The sequence below is a fragment of the Marinicrinis lubricantis genome, from assembly GCF_042658665.1.
Classification (GTDB): domain Bacteria; phylum Bacillota; class Bacilli; order Paenibacillales; family KCTC-33676; genus Marinicrinis; species Marinicrinis lubricantis.
The window spans coordinates 1-17,733 of the sequence record NZ_JBHSQV010000134.1; the positions used below are offsets into that span (position 1 = coordinate 1).

The following is a 17,733-nucleotide window of genomic DNA, read 5'->3' on the forward strand; positions in this document are numbered from 1 at the left end:
TTCTATAATGGAAAAAGAATCCACTCCTCTATAGGGTATTTCACTCCAAATCAATACGAACGTATGTTTCATCCGGCTGCGTAATTCTCTCGATTTTATGTGTCCAATCTATTGACAGAGGTCCAAGCTCCGATTGTTAGGAAAGTTGGGATCACAATCTAATTTTCAGCCAAATTTAGAGTGAAAGGCATCATTCCTCGCATTGGAGAACGCTTAATGATTTATCCGGTAGAGAAGTTAGAACAAGCTGCGGCTAAACATCATCGTTCAGACCTATCGCAGCCATTTATGTAACACATTCACGTTCATCTCAATATTGCAGCACCTAAACGTTCCAATGATTCCACTGATGATTTGAGGTGAAAATATGGGATGAAATCACCAATTGTTATTGACAAATGGCAAAACTAGGAATATCCTTCTAATAGAATTGCATAAGATTTTGCGGGAGCTCGGAGAACCGGGCTGAGAGGATGGCTGTGCTGCCGTCGACCGTTTAAACCTGAACTGGGTAATGCCAGCGGAGGGAAGTGAAGACGAATGGGAGTTAAGACCGTTGCAGGAGCGACGGTGCTTTTTGACGCCTGTATTGTGAACCGCTTTTCTCGTGGAGAAGAGCGGTTTTTTTGTTCGGAATTTATACGGTAGTGTATTTTTTGCTCTCTCTGGTTGTTTACTACATTCACATCATATGGATTTAGAGGTGGGGATTCAATGTCGATGCCAGAACTGCACGTCATATCGAATGGCAGGCAGCCTCTGCCGCAATTCGCCTCGCTGGCAGGAAAGATCTTTCCTCATGTGACGTCGTTTCATCTCCGGGAGAAGAGTAAATCCTCTCGGGAGCTTGTGCAGGCAATCGAATGGATGCTGGAAGCTGGGGTCCCAGCGAAGCAGATCGTGGTAAATGATCGTGTCGATGTGGCGTGGAGCTGTCATACGGGCGGCGCACATTTGGCGTATCACAGCTTGGAAGTGGAACGGGTCAAATCGGCATTCCCGGGAATGCGTACAGGATGCTCCGTGCATTCGGCAGTCGAAGCCGCTCTAGTAGAGCAGCAGGGTGCGGACTATGTGCTGTTCGGGCATGTCTTTCCGAGCCAGTCGAAGCCAGACTTACCCCCCAGAGGTTTAGATGCACTGCGGGAAGCGGCGGCAAGTGTCCGCCTTCCGGTCATTGCCATCGGCGGCATTACGCCAGACAATGCGTCACAGGTCATTCGAGCTGGTGCATCAGGTATTGCGGTCATGTCTGGAATCGTGGATGCAGCCGATCCAGCCGCACGCGTGCAGGCTTACATTAGAGCGATACATAAGGGGAGGCGTTCGCATGACCCATCATGTTAACACCATAATTATAGGCGGAGGCGTTATCGGCTGTTCCATTGCGTTTGAGCTCGCCAAGCGGGGAAAGAAAGTCGCTGTTCTGGAGCGGGGAAGGCTGGCGGGAGAGGCGTCAGGCGCAGCAGCAGGTATGCTAGCGGCACAGGCTGAAATGGAGAAATCCGGTCCACTGTTTGAACTTGCCCGCAGGAGCCGAAGCATGTTTCCTGCATTGGCTGAGGAGCTCCGGGAGCTGAGCGGGATTGATATCGCGCTCGTCCGCAAAGGCATGCTGAAGGTGGCCATGACAGCTGATGAAGCCCTAAGCTTGAAGCACATCATGGAATTTCAGCGGAAATCGGGAGAAAGGGCGGAATGGTTGAGCGGCACTGAAGTTCGGGCTCGAGAGCCCGGCTTGTCCGAAGCGGTCATCGGCGCGATGTGGATCCCAGAGGATGGACATGTGCTGGCACCGGAGCTCACACAAGCTTTAGCTGTCTCCGCCGGGGTGCTGGGCGCCGATCTGATGGAATTCACCGACGTGCGATCACTTGTGCTGGAGAACGGTCGTGCAGCTGGCGTTGTGACACAGCACGGTCTGATCGGCTGTGATCAGCTTGTCATCGCATCCGGGGCGCGGGCAGGAGAGCTGCTGGATCAGGCCGGTAGCCCGCTTCCGATCTATCCGGTTAAAGGAGAGTGTGTATCTGTCATCAGCAGACCTCCGCTCCTTACGTCCACGATTTTCTCGCACGGCTGTTATCTCGTACCGAAGCGGGGAGGGCGTATCGTCATCGGGGCTACGTCGACAGAGCATTGCTACGATAAACGTGTGACGGCCAGCGGCGTAGCGGTTTTGCTGGATCGAGCGAAGCGTCTCGTTCCCAATATCGTGAACGCGGAGTGGGAGAAAGCTTGGACCGGACTTCGCCCTCAGACGGAAGACGGGTTGCCTTACATCGGGGAGCATCCGGATTGGAAAGGCTTGTTCGTAGCCGCCGGCCATTACCGTAATGGGATATTGCTTAGTCCTGTGACAGGCAAGCTGGTGGCAGACCTGATGGAAGGCAAATCATGGGACATACCAATGGAAGCGTTCCGTCTGAATCGAAACCATGGAGAAAGGAAACAAGCGGAGGTGGTATGGTGAAATTACGGGTAAATGGCGACACGTTGGAGCTGCCGGATACAGTCGGTACAGTGTCGCAGCTGCTGAGTCATTTTGGATTGGACGGTAAGATCGCCATCGTGGAACTAAACGAACAGGTATTGGAAAAGTCGGGGCATGACGAGGCTCGGTTAACAGAAGGGGATCGTGTCGAAATCGTACATTTTGTAGGAGGAGGATAAAGGGATGTTGAAGATCGGCCCTTATGAATTTCAATCCCGGCTGCTGCTGGGGACAGGGAAGTTTCCAAACTATAAGGTGCAGAAGATGGCCGTCGATGTGTCGGAGACGCAGGTGCTGACGTTTGCGGTTCGGCGGATGAATATTTTCGAGCCGAGCCAGCCGAACTTTCTGGAAATGATCGATGTCAGCCGCTATAAGCTGCTGCCGAATACGGCGGGAGCGAAGACGGCGGAAGTAGCGGTTCGCATCGCGAAGCTGGCGAAGGCGTCCGGGCTGTGCGATATGATTAAGGTCGAGGTCATCGGTGACCCGAAGACGCTGCTGCCCGATCCGATTGAGACGCTTCGAGCGTCCGAGATGCTGCTGAGGGAAGGCTTCATCGTACTGCCTTATACGTCAGACGACGTGCTGCTGGCTAAGCGGCTGGAGGATCTCGGCGTGCATGCGATTATGCCGGGCGCTTCGCCGATTGGCTCTGGACAAGGAATTGTCAACCCGCTGAACTTGAGCCTCATTATCGAGCAGGCTCAGATTCCCGTCATTGTCGATGCCGGGATCGGCTCTCCAGCGGATTGCGCGACGGCGATGGAGTTGGGTGCGGACGGTGTGCTGCTCAATACAGCGGTATCCGGCGCTGCGGATCCAGTGAAGATGGCGCTGGCGATGAAGCTAGCCGTTGAGGCGGGCAGATACGGATATGAGGCAGGACGCATACCGAGAAAGCGCTATGCCACAGCTAGCAGTCCGATGGAAGGGATGATCACCTCTTGACCGATCGCTATTCCCGTCAAGAGCTGTTTGCGCCTATTGGTAAAGAAGGCCAGCAGCAGCTGCAAAGCAAGCATGTGCTGATCGTCGGTGCAGGCGCACTCGGCACCGGCAGCGCGGAAACCCTCGTACGCGCGGGGGTGGGGCATTTGACGATCGTCGACCGGGATTATGTCGAGTGGAGTAATCTGCAGCGTCAGCAGCTCTACGGCGAGGATGATGCAGAGCGGCGCCTCCCGAAGGCGGTTGCCGCGGAGCAGCGGCTGAGGCGCATTAACAGCAGCGCAGCCATTGACGCGATCGTCGCCGACGTCACGACGTCGGAGATTGAGGCGCTGACAGAAGGCGTCGATCTAATCATCGATGCGACTGACAACTTTGATACGCGGCTGCTGCTGAACGATATCGCGCACAAACGGCGCATCCCGTGGATTTACGGCGCGTGCGTCGGCAGCTACGGCGTTAGCTGCGCGATTGTGCCCGGCGAGACGCCGTGTCTGAACTGTCTGCTCGAGACCGTTCCGATTGGGGGCGCGACCTGCGACACGTCGGGCATCATCGCGCCAGCGGTACAGATGGTCGTCGCGCTGCAGATGGCGGAGGCGCTGAAGCTGCTGACGGGGAACAAGCGGGCGCTGCGCGGCAAGCTCGTCTCGTTCGACCTGTGGAGCAACCAGTATACGGCGATCGGCGTTGACCGCTTGAAGAAGGAGGACTGCGCCTCCTGCGGCAGCCAGCCGACGTATCCGTACCTTCAGGCTTCGAACCACAGCCGAACCGCAGTGTTGTGCGGACGAGATACGGTACAGATTCGGCCACCCGCGCCAGTGGAGCGTGATTTGGAGACGCTGGCGGAGCAGCTGTCCAGGCAGGGCGGAACGGTGCAGGGCAATCCATACTTAATCTCGTACACGATCGGGGCGCATCGGCTTGCAATTTTTCGCGATGGGCGGGTGCTTGTGCACGGTACGAAAGATGTCGCGGAAGCGAAAAGCTTGTATCATCGCTATTTGGGTTAATTAAGTCCTAGATTAAATAAGAGAAATCACTGAACAGATGACTGAATAGATCACTAATAAACAAGTGAATGAACAAAACACAGAACAAAACACTGAACTAATCATCGATGATCATCGGATTGGTCAACCATAACTGAATGTTTCTGCTAGGGGCGCCGAAAGGCTGAGATCGAACCAGGCAACGGCCGGTTCAGTCCCTTTGAACCTGATCTGGATCATACCAGCGTAGGGAAGCGGATCACATCGATAGGACTGCCATGCCATGCGGCTTGCGGACATGAGTACAGCGCTAAAGCTAGAGGAGAAAGCGAGTGCCGATATCGTTCGCAGGTGCAGAAAAGGCCGTCTTATGCGTAAGTGAAGCCATCTTCCTGTATGGGAGGGCGGCTTTTTTCGGTTGCAGCAACATAAGCAGCGGTGTAAGGGGGACATGGATAGCCACTTGACATCCGTACAGTGACCTGCGAAAAGAACATCAACACAGCGATCCAAACAATGAACATCAACATTGAAATTCACAAAAAACACCATATACATGCGCTAAAAAGAACATGTGATTCACTCACGTCATGACACCCCAGACACCGCCCGCCGGGAGCCGCACACAGTCCGGAAAAAAGAAACGGCCGAGTGGGACAAACATGACATATGCCTTATAACTCGTATCAACAAAGGAGTGTTGAAATGCTCTTCGAGCAAATTGAACGTGAAATCGAAGGAAGACAGGATGAACTGATTGCTCTCCTGCGCAGGCTGGTCGCCTTTCCGACCGTCAGTCCGCCGGCTAGGAATACGGCGGAAGCGCAGTGTTTTGTAGAAGCGTATTTACAGGAACTCGGGTTTGCAACGGACAGCTGGGAGGTTTTTCCCGGCGACCCGAACGTCGTCGGAGTATTGAAAGGGACGGACTCCTCCAACTATCAGAGCTTGATTCTCAATGGACACATGGATGTAGCGGAAGTTGGGGACAGCAGCGGCTGGACGCATCCTCCTTTCGAAGGTGAGTTGACGGAAGGGCTGATTTACGGGAGAGGGGTCGCCGATATGAAGGGCGGTCTGGCCGCTTTGCTGTTTGCCATCCGCATCGTGCGTGAGCTTGGGATCGAGCTGAAGGGCGATTTGCAGCTGCAGTCGGTGATCGGCGAGGAAGCGGGCGAGGCGGGGACATTGTCCTGTCTGGAAAGAGGATACACTGCAGACTTTGCGGTCGTGGCCGATACGAGCGATCTGCACATCCAAGGTCAAGGGGGCGTCATTACCGGTTGGATTACGGTGCAGAGCAACGAAACGCTCCATGATGGGATGCGCTCTCGAATCATTCATGCCGGAGGCGGGGTTAGCGGAGCGAGTGCAATTGAGAAAATGGCAAAGATTATTGGCGGTCTCCAGGAGCTGGAACGGCACTGGGCCGTCATGAAGAGCTATCCCGGATTTCCACCGGGGATCAATACGATAAATCCCGCTGTCATCGAAGGCGGTCGGCATGCTGCCTTTATCGCGGATCGCTGCAGGCTGTGGATTACCGTTCATTTTTATCCGAACGAGTCATCCGAAAGCGTCACCCGCGAGATTGAGGAGCATATCGCACATGTCGCGGGCGCGGATCCGTGGATGCGCGAAAATCCGCCGCAATTCCATTGGGGCGGAAAATCAATGATCGAGGATCGGGGCGAGATTTTCCCTGCGCTCGAAATCGATCCGAAGCATCCCGGCACGCGTCTGCTGCGGGAGACACATCGGGCGTATGTGAAGCAGGATGCGGTTGTCGGCATGTCGAGATCGGTGACCGACGCGGGCTGGTTCGGAGAGGCGGGAATACCGGCGGTGATCTATGGCCCCGGAAGGCTCCAGGATGCCCATGCGGTGGATGAGAAGCTGGAGCTGAAGCAGCTCATCCTCTATACGCAAATCATTGCGTCGTTCATCGCGGGGTGGTGTAATGCGCGAAAAGGAGAAGAAGGATGACTTTTTCAGCGCCAATCCAGAGTCTTGTTCAGCAACTCGGCATAATCGCTAAGGAGCGGGAGATTGAGCGCTATAGGAGGGATTGGGCAGTGGCCGTTAAACTGGAACAGGTAAGCTTTACGTACGGGGAAAAATCCGAAGACACCGCTGTGCTGCGGGATATGAACATGCATGTACCGCGCGGCGAATTCGTTTCGCTGCTGGGCAAGAGCGGCACAGGCAAAAGCACCGTCTTTAAGCTGATTGCGGGGTTGATTCAGCCCAGCAACGGGCAGGTGCTGGTCGAAGGTGAGCCCTGCGAAGCCGGACGCGTAGGCTATATGCCGCAAAAAGATTTGCTGCTGCCTTGGCGAACGGTTCTTGGCAATGCGATGCTCGCCTGCGAGTTGTCCGGCGGGGACCGCAAGCTGGCCAAGAGCCGGGCACTGGAATGGATGGCTCGCATCGGCCTGGAGGGCTGTGCTGACGCTTATCCGCACGAGTTGTCGGGAGGCATGAGGCAACGGGCGGCATTTTTGCGGACGATGATGACCGATAAAGATGTGCTCCTGCTCGACGAGCCGTTCGGTGCACTCGACGCATTGACGAAGCGGGAAATGCACCTGTGGCTGCTGTCTTTCTGGGAGCAGATGCAGCGGACGGTGCTCTTCATCACGCACGACTTGGAGGAAGCGGTGCTGCTCAGCGATCGGGTCTTCGTGCTTCAGGCAAATGGCGCGGGGCAGCCGCAGCAGCTGCGTATCGACCTGCCGAGACCGCGCAAGCCGGAGCTGGTACATACGATACAGATGCTGGACTATCGCAAGCGATTGGAGCGGATGATTTATGCGCAGCATGATTAAACACTGGCTTCACATCTATGGCTATGCAGCAGCCTTTGCTGCACTCATAGTAGCGCTTTGGGAAGCCTGCGTTCGTCTGGACTTCGTCCCGTCTTTCATTATTCCGGCGCCTTCACAAATCGCTGTAGCCATATGGATCGACCGGCATCCGCTGTTTGCCGTTCACTTGCCGGTAACGCTTGGCGAAGTGCTGCTGGGTCTAGGGTTATCTGTCGGAGGAGGCGTACTGCTTGCGATTCTAATGCATCTGTATCGTCCGGTTGAACGGATGCTGTACCCGCTTGTCATCGTCTCCCAGACGATTCCGATCATCGCCATTTCGCCCGTCTTTATTTTATGGTTCGGCTATACCGTATGGAGTAAGGTCGCGGTGACGATTTTGATCGCTTTTTTTCCGGTTGTCGTGAATACATATGACGGATTAAGGCAGGGAGACAAGGAATACGGAGAACTGCTTCGCACGATGGGGGCAAGCCGCCTGCAGCTGCTCACGAAGGTACAGATTCCGATGGCGCTGCCGTCGTTCTTCTCTGGCCTGAAGCTGGCGGTCGTATTCAGCGTGATCGGCGCGACCATCGGGGAATGGCTCGGAGCCAGCGCGGGACTCGGCTACTTCAGCCGCAGAATGTCATCCAGCCTGCGGGCGGATGAATTGTTTGCGGCTGTGGTGCTGCTTTCGCTGCTGGGCATGCTCTTATTTGGATGGGTGTCTTTATTGGAAAGGCGTATGCTGCGCAGAACAAATATACAAAGGAGAGGACGATCAAAATGAAAAAAAATATCATGATTTTTGTTTCCGTTATCGGGCTGCTTGCGGTGCTAGCGGGCTGTTCTTCCAAGGAGGCCAATAAGAACAATGGAGAAGCGGCTGCAGGTGATGAGCCGCTTCGCAAGGTGAGTGTCATGCTGGATTGGTATCCGAATGCGGTGCACTCCGGGTTGTATGCGGCCATTGAGCAGGGCTATTTTGCGGAGCAGGGCTTACAGATCGAAGTGCAGATGCCTGCAGATACGAACGATCCGCTTCGATTGGTTGCAGCGGGCAAAGTCGATTTAGCGTTAAGCTATCAGATGCAGGTGCTCATGGCTCGCGCGGAAGGGATCCCTGTGCAGTCGTTGGCGGCGCTCGTTCGTCATCCGCTGAATTATTTATTAGTGCCGACAGGCAGCGGGATTCAGTCGCCGAAAGATTTAGAGGGGAAAACGGTTGGATATCCTTCTATTCCAACCAACGAAGCGATCATTCAAGCGATAGTGACGGCTGATGGCGGCGACTTTTCGAAGGTAACGATGACCGACGTCGGCTGGGATTTGATCCCTGCGCTGGCGACGGGACAGGTTGATGCGCTGATCGGCGGATACATTAACCATGAACGCATTCTTCTAGAGAAGGAAGGACATGAAACGCTCGCGATCAATCCAGTAGACTATGGCGTTCCGGATTTTTATGAGCTGGTGCTGGCAGCGAGCGAGGAAGGTGTGGGGAACGATCTCGATGTGTACAAGAAGTTTTGGCAGGCGATGATCAAGGGACAGCAGTATGTGGCAGAACACCCGCAGGAGGGCTTGGGCATTTTGCTTGCCCATGAGAAAAGCGAATCTCCGCTGGATGAAGAGATCGAGGAGAAAAGCTTGGAAATATTGCTGCCGCTCATGGATGCAGGCGAGCGTCCCTTCGGTTATCAAGATCCGGCATCTTGGCAGGAGGCGGCCCAGTGGCTGCTTGATCACGGCGTGATTCAGCAGGCCGTTCCATCTGATGAAGCGTTCGTAAACCTAGTAGAGTAAAATATAGTCTCTTATGGCAGCAAGTCGCTGTAGACGGCGATTTGCTGCTTTTTTGGCTTCATAAAATCGATAAGCTGCACTCACCTGGATGGAAGATTCTTATATGAATCTGCGGTCGTTTCTTATATATCAAACCGTTTGAAAACGCTTTATAATTTGGGTTGTGAGGATTTACCATTTGATATCCCGGGAGCGAAAATAGGTAAACCATCTTATTCGAAAAGGGGACGGTAAAGATGAAACAGGCGATCAGAAGAAGTATGTTATTGCTTCTCGCAATCATTGTACTTACTCCATTTCAAAACATGAGGACAGATGCCGCTTCAACGGGGACAGATCTAATCATGGGAGCAGATGTGTCCATGCTGCATGAAGTAGAGAACTTGGGCGGCCGATTTTATGAGAATGGCACCAGGAAGGATGCTTTGGAGATATTGTCCAGCCATGGGATGAACTTTGTTCGCTTGAGATTATGGGTTGATCCTTATGACAGTCAAGGCCATTCATACGGTGGAGGCACGAATGATCTAGCGACGACGATCCAACTGGCTCAGAGGGCGAAGGCGGAAGGCATGAATCTGCTGCTGGACCTGCATTACAGTGATTTCTGGGCAGATCCCGGCACGCAAACGAAACCGAAGGCCTGGCAAAATCTGACGTACGAACAGCTAAAGAATCAGGTCTATCAGTATTCGAGAGATGTCATTACCTCTTTTAAGCAGGCGGGAGTCCTGCCAGAAATGGTGCAGGTTGGCAATGAGATTACCTCTGGCATTCTATGGGACGACGGCAAAATTGTGAATAATGACTTCACCCAGCTGGCGGAATTGCTGTCGAGCGGTATAGCCGGCATCGAGGATGCCCTTTCCTCTGGGGAAGACGTTGAAATCGTACTGCACATTGACCACGGCGGCGATAACAGCTTGTATCGCTGGTGGTTTGACGCCATTACGGCCGAAGGGGTGGACTTCGATATTATCGGGCTTTCTTACTATCCCTTCTGGCATGGAACGATGGGTGAGCTTCAAACGAATCTGAACGATATCAGCAGACGGTACGGCAAAGATGTCATGATCGTCGAGACGGCATACGGCTTTACATTGGCCGATGGTGACGGTTTGGGCAATTCCTTCTATACGGCGGAAGAAAGCATTGGAGGATACCCAGCTTCGCCGGAAGGGCAGATTGCGTATATGAGGGATTTGAAGGAGATTATGCGAGATGTTCCTAATGACAGAGGAAGAGGCATTTTTTGGTGGGAACCAGCTTGGCTTCCTGTGGAAGGAGCCACTTGGGGGAATGAAGCTGGAAAAGCGTATATGAATGATACCGGTCTGCCGAATAATCCGTGGGACAATCAAACGCTGTTCGATTTTAACGGGAACGCGCTAAGCTCCCTATCGGTATTTACCGAAGGTCCCGCGGTAAATCACGTCAATAATCATGATTTTGAAGCTGATGGCTGGACGAATACACCGTCCTCCTGGGGCGTCTGGGCGTCAGATCCGGCCGATCTGGATGCAGTGAAGGTCGAACAACCCGGCACGACAGGGGATTACAAATTAACGCATTGGAAGGACAGCGCCTATACCGCTTCTACGTATCAGGTGATCACAGGCTTGGAGAATGGAACGTATTCGTTCACCGCATGGGTGTTAAACAGCGGGGGGCAAAATGCGGCATATCTTTATGCCAAAAGCTACGGCGGTTCCGAGCTGCAGCAAGCGCTGCCGGTGAGCGATACGAATTGGGTGAAGGTGAGGATCGACAATATTCAAGTGACGAACGGCCAGTGCGAGATCGGCGTTTATTCCGACGCAAACGAAAACGACTGGATAAACATGGATAACGTGAAATTTTACAAAACGAATTAATTCGCAATGAAACAAAAGAGAGATAAGGGGGGAACAAAAAAATGAAATGTTGCAAACGATGGCTGATGCTTCTGGCTTCCCTCATGTTCGTTTTCTCCATGGCTGCATGCGGACCGGATAGGAATACAGAAGCGCTGGAGCAGGGAGCGGATCGTTCCGCACAGGATGAAAAGCCGGATCAATTGATCGTATGGGCCAACGATGATGCGGGTCAGCTGAAGGCAGTCGAAGCGATCGCCCAAAAATATACGGAGCAAACGGGGATTGAGGTTGAAATTGTTCCCGTTAGCGGTGCCGAGCAGGTACAAAAGCTGGCACTCGCCGCTCCGTCAGGAGAAGGGCCGGATCTATTCTACCAGCCCCAAGACCGATTAGGTGACATTGTCGTTCAGGGGTTGGCTGAACCGATTGCGATGGAAGATGAGGCGGCCAAAGGGTATAATTCGGCGGCAATGGAAGCGGTCCGCTATGAAGGAGAAACCTACGGATACCCGATTTCTATCGAAACCTACGCAGTGTACTACAATCAAGATTTAGTGCCGGAGGCGCCGGCTTCCATGGAAGCAGTCATCGAGCTGTCCCATCGTTTAACGGATGCGAAAAATGATCGCTATGCGTTTTTGATGGTTCCCGATTTCTATTATGCCATTCCGTTCATTATGAACTACGGCGGGTATATTTTTGGCGGTGAGCCGGGGAACTATGATGTGGAAGATATCGGGCTGAATCATGATGGGGCTGTGCAGGGGCTGGAAGTGTATCAGCAATTTGTACAGTCCGTCAGGATCCCGGAAACGCTGACGATTGATGTCATGGACAGTCTCTTCATGGAAGGCAAGGTCGGCATGGCCGTCAATGGAATGTGGGCGATGAAGACCTATGAAGAGAAACTCGGCGACAAACTTGCAACGGCACCTCTGCCTGCTGTTGGAGGCAAGGCTTCTCCATCGTTCGTAGGGGTTAAATCTTGGTTCGTTTCCTCCTATTCCGAACACCCGGATTGGGCAATGGATTTAGCAGCCTTCTTGACAAGTGATGAGAATGCTCTGCTTTATCATGAAACGACAGGTGAAATCCCAGCTCGAACCGCGGTTCAAAAGCAGATTGACGATCCGTTCTATCAAGGATTCATCGAGCAGATTGAAAGCGGCATTCAAATGCCGAACGTGCCTGAGATGACCCCGGTTTGGGAAATGGATAAAGCGATGGATTTCATTTTGCAGGGAGAAGATGTGCGAGCAGTACTGGATGAGACTGTAGGCACGATACAACAGCAGATTGCCGCATTCGGGAAATGAATGGCCGATGCAGGAGGTATGACATGGGACCGCTTCAAGTGACGCCGCCAGAAAACCGCGAAATCAAGAGTGACCGTCGCCCCGGACATCATCCGCGGGCGGCCCTTATTTTATCGATCATATTCGCGGGCCTCGGACAGCTGTATAACCGAAGTTATATGAAAGGGATTCTTTTCATCGTGATAGAGGCCGCATTCATTATGGTGTTTCATGATTTCATTGAATTAGGACTATGGGGAATTGTGACACTGGGCACGATTCCTAAACTGGATCATTCGATCATTCTGCTCGTGTATGGGATATTGGCTTTACTTCTGCTCGCTGTGGCTGCGGCATTCTATATATGGAATGTGGTCGACGCCAAAAACGAAGCAATGAAGATTCGAAGCGGCTGGGTTCGACCGGCATGGAGGGAAGCATTGAAATCCGCGTATTTGCGGAGTTTTCCGTATTTGCTCACGATTCCGGGATTTCTGCTGCTCATCTTTGTTGTTGTTTTTCCGCTTTTGTTTGCGATCTTATTGGCGTTTACCAATTATAGTTTGTATAACGCGCCACCGAAAAATTTGGTGGATTGGGTTGGCTTCGATAATTTCGTTCAGCTGGCTACCGTACCGATATGGAATAAGTCCTTCATGAGTGTGTTCTCGTGGACCTTGGTATGGACGATCGTTTCCACCTCGCTCCAGATCGGATTAGGCCTGCTGCTTGCGCTCTTAGTCAACGATCAACGAATTAAATATAAGAAGCTGATCCGGACGATTCTTATCCTGCCGTGGGCTGTGCCAAGCTTTGTGTCGATTCTGATTTTTTCAGCGCTCTTCAACGATCAGTTCGGGGCGATTAATCGGATGCTTACAAGCTGGTTCGGCTGGGAGGGACTACCTTGGATGACCGATCCGCTGTACACGAAAATCGCCTTGATCAGTATGCAGACGTGGCTGGGCTTTCCGTTTTTGTTCGCGCTATTTACGGGCGTTCTGCAGAGCATCTCGAATGAATGGTATGAGGCTGCCGATGTAGACGGGGGATCGCGATGGCAGAAATTCCAGCATATTACCCTGCCTCATGTACTGTTCGTGACAGCACCGCTCCTGATCATCCAATATACCGCGAACTTTAACAATTTCAATGTCATTTATTTGTTCAATGAGGGCGGCCCCGCGGTAAGGGGACAGACGGCGGGAGGAACCGATATTTTAATTTCGTGGGTGTATAAGCTGACGTTTACGAATAACAACTACAGTATGGCTGCCGCCATTTCATTAATTATCGGCGTCATGGTTATCTTGTTTGCTTTTATTCAATTTAGGCGCTCTAGGTCGTTTAGAGAGGAGCGTAATATTCAATGAGAACGAGTCTGAAATCCCGGCTTGAGGTGACTTTAATCTATTCGGTGCTGGCTGTCGTAGCGCTGTGTATCTTTTATCCATTGGCATGGGCGGTCGGGCTGTCCTTCAATTCGGGGACGAGCCTGTATTCCTCCAGCATGATCCCGGAACATCCATCGCTTGAGCACTATAAGTGGCTGTTTACAAGTCCGGAGAGCGATTATCTCATATGGTACAAAAACACGCTGATCGTTTCCGGTGCGACCAGTTTGCTCTCGGTCATTGTTACCTCAGTCATCGCCTATGTGTTCTCCAGATTCGACTTCGTCGGACGGAAAACGAGCCTGTATACATTTCTGCTGCTGCAAATGTTTCCGGTCATGATGGCGATGGTGGCCCTCTACATTTTTCTGAATTTAATCGGACTGTTAAACACGCTGTTTGGGCTGATTTTGATCTATGTCGGTGGGCAGATTCCATTTAACGTATGGCTCGTGAAAGGGTATCTGGATACGGTTCCGAGGGAACTCGATGACGCCGCAAAAATGGATGGTGCAGGACCGTTGAAAACGTTTACGGCGATACTGCTGCCGCTGATTACACCGATTCTCGCCATCGTCGCACTGACGAATTTTATGCTGCCGATCTTTGACTTTATTCTACCGTCGATTATTTTGCAGGACTCGAGCAAGTATACGTTGGCCATCGGCTTGTACCATTTTGTAAACGAGAAATATGCGAATAACTTTACCGTTTTTACTGCAGGAGCCATCCTGATTGCGCTTCCGGTTGCACTCATTTATTTGGGACTGCAGCGGTATTTTATTTCAGGTCTAACGGCTGGCGGAACGAAAGGTTAAGCTATTAAAAAGGGGAGAAACCAAACGTGAGCAATATATTTTTAAAAGGTGCGGATATTTCGTTTGTAGATGAAATTGAGACGGAAGGCGGAGCGTTCTATGAGAACGGGCAGAAGAAAGATGTGCTCGATATTTTAAGAGACAGCGGCATCAATTCCGCGAGACTGAGATTGTGGAACGAGCCGACGTTCGATTACTGTAATCCGAAAAAAACGATGATGATGGCCAAGCGGATCAAGCAGAAGGGACTGCATTTTCTATTAGATTTCCATTACTCCGATTATTGGGCCGATCCGGGCAAGCAATTTATGCCGAAGGCATGGGAGAAGCTGAGCTTCCCGGAATTGGTGCAGGCAGTAAAGGGCTTTACCCGCGATATCATCAGTGATCTAAAGAAGCAAGGGACGCTGCCGGATATGGTTCAGATTGGAAATGAAATTACGAACGGCATGCTGTGGGATGCAGGACGTGTAGATGGACAGTGGAATACGGAGGAACAGTGGAGGAAGCTGGGGGATTTGATTCAAGCGGGGATTGCAGGGCTCCGTGAGGCGCTGGAAGCGGACGAGAAGATACCGGTAATGATTCATCTCGACCGGGGCGGGGACAATGAGGGAAGCCGCTATTTCTTTGATCGAATGGCAAAGCTGGGAGTCGATTTCGATATCATTGGTCTTTCCTACTATCCTTGGTGGCACGGAACGCTTGAGCAATTTAAGGAAAACTTGAACGATTTGGAGGCGCGGTACAAGAAGGACATCGTCATTGCGGAGGTCGCTTATCCGTGGACGATGACGCCGCCCGACGATCAGCCGCTTATTTTTAATACAGAAGAATGGCTGCAGCCCGGTTATCCGGCGAGTGCCGAAGGACAGGCGGCTTGGCTTCGCACGCTGATGGAAGTCATCCGCAACGTTCCTAACGAGCGTGGAGCGGGGTTATATTATTGGGAACCGTGCTGGATCCCTTCGAAACGGACATGGTCCGTCGGACATGAGAATAATTGGTCGAATCTAACGATGTTTGACTATTCCGGTGAAAAACTGTCTTCACTAGATGTATTTAAGGAATAAGGAGGTATGAGAGCGGCCGCTTCACCCCCTCTTTACAAATTATGCATTTTTACCGGATAATGAGGTTAATCCTTGTAAAGTGGGGGTTCTCTATGAGATGGAGTGACGAAAATATCCGATTCGTAGACACATCTTTGGAGCGGTCTCTGCCCTTATTTATAGAAACGATTGGATATAGTGCTTGGGAGCGCGTCTTTGTGCGCCCAGAGGGATATCCATACTATCATTGGCTGCAAACGATCGAAGGGAAAGGCTGCTTCGAACTATCTGGTGAGCGAATATGGCTGACGCCGGGTAAAAGTGTGCTGCTCACCCCTTTCACACCTCATTCGTATTATCCGCTTAGTCCGCGTTGGTCGACGGTCTACATTACGTTCGGCGGCACCGCGGCACCGGTCATACTAGACGCGCTCGATATGAATGTCTCCGCGTGTTATACCGAAACGAGCCCATCTTTTTTCTCGGATCTGGTAAAGGAAATGATAGAGAAGGCTTCGCAGGACACGGAGTTTTCCCGCTATGAATCCTCAACCGAGATGTACCGGTTTCTCATGCTTCTGAAAAAAATGGCCATGAGAAACGATCGGCCTTCTTTATCGCAGTATTATGATAAGCTCAGGCCCGTCGTCAGGTGGATGGAGCGAAATCTCGCATCCAATATCGGCTTGCCGGAAATCGCCGATCAGGCGAATCTAAGCATCTCGTATTTGAACGAATTGTTCCACGATGCCTTCGGCGTGAGCCCCTATTCTTTTCTCATTCAGCTCAGAATCCGTGAAGCCAAAACGATGTTGATCACACATCCACAAAAGCCGTTGAAAGAAGTGGCGATGATGACCGGGTTTAACGATGTCAGCCATTTTGTCGCCACGTTCCGGAGGAAGGAGAAGATGACGCCCGCCAAATACAGGGATCTTCATCTGGAGTCCGAAGAGGTCAACGATTGGAATGTTATGACAGACGCTTAATAGAAAGGACGATGCCGCTGTAATGCTGCCGACATCGTCCCTTTTCATTTCTTCTGCTATCCCCTCAAACTGTTGTTACAAGTCTGTTTTGTCTATCTACATAACTTAAAAATCCATGTTCAATCATCGCAAAATTTGAATTAATAAGAGTAAGCGTGAAAAAAAGGCCGCTTTAAATGGCCGGAGGATGATTAATGAACCCGTCTCCCTTGGATACAAAAGAATGGGATATTTATCAGAGCAATTCCGACTTTCCTTCGATCCCGATTCCCTGAACGAGGACATGGGAAGCTAAGGCTTCGAGAGGCGAAACAAGCAATTTCAGAATTTGAGAGATTAACCGAAAGCGCCCCGTACAGTCTGGAATTGAAGCTGATCTATGTGGAAAATGGAGTCGACTTCACCCTAAGCTACGGTGATATCGATGAACGCTTTTACTATACTATGGCGTCTATGTATGCCGATATCATCGATCAAGTGAATGAAGATGAAACGGCAGAGTTGTTCGACGAATTCGAGGAGCGCCTCGAAGCCGTTGTTTCGAAAACAGAAGGGATCGGCTGGGGTTTTCATGACAATTTGGCTGAACTGCATGCTCAAATACGATGGATTTAGGTGAGGGGCATTATGCGCGGCAGGAAGTAAAAGAAGTGGACCGATCACAGATCAGAGTCCGCGGGGCTGTTGGAACAAGACGAAAATTTCTATTTTATCGCCGGATACACGGATGGCGGCTTCCCGTATGGAATCACTTGGGAGGAATATGAGGCGGAACAACGTGACGAGTCCAGAAAAATGGAAGCAGCTGGAGGAAAACCTTTGAGATAATTGAATTTGACCAAGCAGCAGTTTCAGGAAATCGTGTATGCCTACGACATGTGCGTAGAAGGCATAGAGTCTTTCCTGAATATCCAGTCCGGCGATGTTGTCAGTTACGGACGTTTGACATGGATGAAGAGGACGGAAATTAAGCGAGCTCATTGAAGAAGGCTCGCAAGGTGGATCTTGTTTGTTTTGGGCTCTGTTAAACGATGAAGCTGATTTTTTATTGAAGTAACGGATAGAAATGCTTAACGAGACGAAGAAATTAAATGTTCAGAAAGTAGTGGTGAAACGAGGTGGCATCTATCGAAAAATATATAGTGGTTGAATCAATTTCATAAATCTCATGCCTTGATATGACTGACTTTTTTAGACATAGAAAAAGGAGTACCTCCCCAAATCTCGAATAGGTTAAGCGACTAAACCAACCAATTGAGATGAGGTGAACTCC

Annotated in this window: 18 protein-coding genes and 2 riboswitches; of the genes, 17 read left to right on the forward strand and 1 reads right to left on the reverse strand. The window is 51.5% G+C overall.

Features of this window, described 5'->3' with window-relative positions; genetic code table 11:
- The 17 genes from ACFPXP_RS10165 to ACFPXP_RS10245 form a co-directional block, all read left to right on the forward strand.
- Positions 1 to 84 (forward strand): IS3 family transposase (locus tag ACFPXP_RS10165; RefSeq protein WP_379893747.1); only part of this gene is annotated, 84 nt, incomplete at its 5' end.
- Positions 85 to 434: 350 nt separating this feature from the next.
- Positions 435 to 546: riboswitch (TPP riboswitch) on the forward strand.
- Positions 547 to 714: 168 nt separating this feature from the next.
- On the forward strand, positions 715 to 1,347 hold the full coding sequence (locus ACFPXP_RS10170; protein ID WP_379894098.1) for a thiamine phosphate synthase: 633 nt from the start codon (positions 715 to 717) through the stop codon (positions 1,345 to 1,347).
- Positions 1,331 to 2,473 carry a glycine oxidase ThiO gene (gene thiO / locus ACFPXP_RS10175; RefSeq protein ID WP_379894099.1) on the forward strand — a complete coding sequence of 381 codons (1,143 nt, stop codon included), beginning with the start codon at positions 1,331 to 1,333 and terminating at the stop codon, positions 2,471 to 2,473. Before ACFPXP_RS10170 ends, thiO begins: the two co-directional genes overlap by 17 nt.
- Complete coding sequence (gene thiS / locus ACFPXP_RS10180; RefSeq protein ID WP_379894100.1) at positions 2,467 to 2,673, forward strand: sulfur carrier protein ThiS; 207 nt, start codon at positions 2,467 to 2,469, stop codon at positions 2,671 to 2,673. Before thiO ends, thiS begins: the two co-directional genes overlap by 7 nt.
- A gap of 4 nt (positions 2,674 to 2,677) precedes the next feature.
- Positions 2,678 to 3,445, forward strand: coding sequence for a thiazole synthase (locus ACFPXP_RS10185; protein ID WP_379894101.1), 768 nt, complete (start codon positions 2,678 to 2,680; stop codon positions 3,443 to 3,445).
- Positions 3,442 to 4,461, forward strand: a complete 1,020-nt coding sequence (locus ACFPXP_RS10190) for a thiazole biosynthesis adenylyltransferase ThiF (protein ID WP_379894102.1) — start codon at positions 3,442 to 3,444, stop codon at positions 4,459 to 4,461. Before ACFPXP_RS10185 ends, ACFPXP_RS10190 begins: the two co-directional genes overlap by 4 nt.
- Positions 4,462 to 4,599: 138 nt before the next feature.
- A riboswitch (TPP riboswitch) is annotated at positions 4,600 to 4,710 on the forward strand.
- 399 nt (positions 4,711 to 5,109) lie between these two features.
- Positions 5,110 to 6,426 carry an acetylornithine deacetylase gene (locus ACFPXP_RS10195; RefSeq protein WP_379894103.1) on the forward strand — a complete coding sequence of 439 codons (1,317 nt, stop codon included), beginning with the start codon at positions 5,110 to 5,112 and terminating at the stop codon, positions 6,424 to 6,426.
- On the forward strand, positions 6,423 to 7,268 hold the full coding sequence (locus tag ACFPXP_RS10200; protein WP_379894104.1) for an ABC transporter ATP-binding protein: 846 nt from the start codon (positions 6,423 to 6,425) through the stop codon (positions 7,266 to 7,268). Before ACFPXP_RS10195 ends, ACFPXP_RS10200 begins: the two co-directional genes overlap by 4 nt.
- Positions 7,252 to 8,040 carry an ABC transporter permease gene (locus ACFPXP_RS10205; protein ID WP_379894105.1) on the forward strand — a complete coding sequence of 263 codons (789 nt, stop codon included), beginning with the start codon at positions 7,252 to 7,254 and terminating at the stop codon, positions 8,038 to 8,040. The genes ACFPXP_RS10200 and ACFPXP_RS10205 overlap by 17 nt, the downstream gene beginning before the upstream one ends.
- Positions 8,037 to 9,056, forward strand: coding sequence for an ABC transporter substrate-binding protein (locus ACFPXP_RS10210; protein ID WP_379894106.1), 1,020 nt, complete (start codon positions 8,037 to 8,039; stop codon positions 9,054 to 9,056). Before ACFPXP_RS10205 ends, ACFPXP_RS10210 begins: the two co-directional genes overlap by 4 nt.
- 236 nt (positions 9,057 to 9,292) lie before the next feature.
- On the forward strand, positions 9,293 to 10,930 hold the full coding sequence (locus ACFPXP_RS10215; protein WP_379894107.1) for a glycoside hydrolase family 53 protein: 1,638 nt from the start codon (positions 9,293 to 9,295) through the stop codon (positions 10,928 to 10,930).
- A gap of 41 nt (positions 10,931 to 10,971) precedes the next feature.
- Entirely contained in the window at positions 10,972 to 12,228 is a 1,257-nt protein-coding gene (locus ACFPXP_RS10220) for a sugar ABC transporter substrate-binding protein (RefSeq protein WP_379894108.1), read from the forward strand.
- 23 nt (positions 12,229 to 12,251) lie between these two features.
- Positions 12,252 to 13,580 carry a carbohydrate ABC transporter permease gene (locus ACFPXP_RS10225; protein WP_379894109.1) on the forward strand — a complete coding sequence of 443 codons (1,329 nt, stop codon included), beginning with the start codon at positions 12,252 to 12,254 and terminating at the stop codon, positions 13,578 to 13,580.
- On the forward strand, positions 13,577 to 14,419 hold the full coding sequence (locus ACFPXP_RS10230) for a sugar ABC transporter permease (protein WP_379894110.1): 843 nt from the start codon (positions 13,577 to 13,579) through the stop codon (positions 14,417 to 14,419). Before ACFPXP_RS10225 ends, ACFPXP_RS10230 begins: the two co-directional genes overlap by 4 nt.
- A gap of 26 nt (positions 14,420 to 14,445) precedes the next feature.
- Complete coding sequence (locus ACFPXP_RS10235; protein ID WP_379894111.1) at positions 14,446 to 15,492, forward strand: glycoside hydrolase family 53 protein; 1,047 nt, start codon at positions 14,446 to 14,448, stop codon at positions 15,490 to 15,492.
- A gap of 92 nt (positions 15,493 to 15,584) precedes the next feature.
- Positions 15,585 to 16,460, forward strand: coding sequence for an AraC family transcriptional regulator (locus ACFPXP_RS10240; RefSeq protein WP_379894112.1), 876 nt, complete (start codon positions 15,585 to 15,587; stop codon positions 16,458 to 16,460).
- Between the two features lie 366 nt (positions 16,461 to 16,826).
- On the forward strand, positions 16,827 to 17,075 hold the full coding sequence (locus ACFPXP_RS10245) for a hypothetical protein (RefSeq protein WP_379894113.1): 249 nt from the start codon (positions 16,827 to 16,829) through the stop codon (positions 17,073 to 17,075).
- Between the two features lie 51 nt (positions 17,076 to 17,126).
- Here ACFPXP_RS10245 and ACFPXP_RS10250 read toward each other — a convergent pair whose 3' ends face one another.
- Positions 17,127 to 17,441 carry a hypothetical protein gene (locus tag ACFPXP_RS10250; RefSeq protein ID WP_379894114.1) on the reverse strand — a complete coding sequence of 105 codons (315 nt, stop codon included), beginning with the start codon at positions 17,439 to 17,441 and terminating at the stop codon, positions 17,127 to 17,129.
- Between the last annotated feature and the right edge of the window lie 292 nt (positions 17,442 to 17,733).